1 protein-coding gene is annotated in these 784 nt (G+C 76.3%); it reads left to right on the forward strand.

Annotated elements, in window-relative coordinates; all coding sequences use genetic code 11:
- Positions 1-784: CurL C-terminal domain-containing protein (locus LQT98_RS23980; protein ID WP_331282599.1), on the forward strand; the 784-nt coding region annotated here is incomplete at both ends.

The raw sequence follows: 784 nt of genomic DNA on the forward strand, positions 1-784 counted from the left end.
GCGCTGGCGGTGGCGCATGGGCGGATTCCGGCCGCCGTCGGCGCGGAACGCGCGATAGACGCGCTGCGCGGCGACGCCGGCTTCTACCTGCCGACGGAAACCGCGCCTTGGGACGCGCCGCAGCGGCGCGCCGGCGTCAGCTCCTTCGGCATCGGCGGCACCAATGCCCACGTGATCATAGAAGCGGCGCCGCCGCGCGCGCCGCGCACGCCGGACGTCGCGCCGCTCTTGCTGCTGTCGGCGCGCGGCGAGGCCTTGCCCGCGCTGTGCGCGGACTACGCGGACTTTCTCGACGGCCATCCCGAGCTGAGGATAGAAGACGTTTGCCTGACGGCGGCGCTAGGGCGGCGGCATTGGGAGCAGCGCGCGGCGTTCCGCGCCGAATCCCGCGAGGCCTTGATCGCCGCGCTGCGCGCCTTCGCCGCCGGCGAGCCGAGCGCGGAGACGATCGCGGCGGAAGTGCCGGCGCGCGCGCCGGAGCTGAGCTTCGCCTTCGGCGGCGCCGAGGATCTGGACGCGGTATTGGCCCGCGTGCAGCTGTGGCAGGCGAGCGGCGTCGTGCCGGCCAGCGTGTGCGCGACGGGGAGCGGGGTGTTCGCCGCGGCCTTCGCGGCGGGCGCGCTGAGTCTTGAGGATGCGCGGCAGCGCCGCGCGGAGCGCGCCGTCGCGCCGTCCTTGTTGTGGATCAGCGCGGCCTCGGGCCTGCCGCTGGACAGCGCGGAGGCGGTGCGCGAGGAACTGGCCCGCGCGGGCACGGCGCCTGGCGCGGCGGACGCCGCCGAGG

This window comes from Chromobacterium aquaticum (assembly GCF_021129195.1).
GTDB classification, from domain to species: domain Bacteria; phylum Pseudomonadota; class Gammaproteobacteria; order Burkholderiales; family Chromobacteriaceae; genus Chromobacterium; species Chromobacterium aquaticum.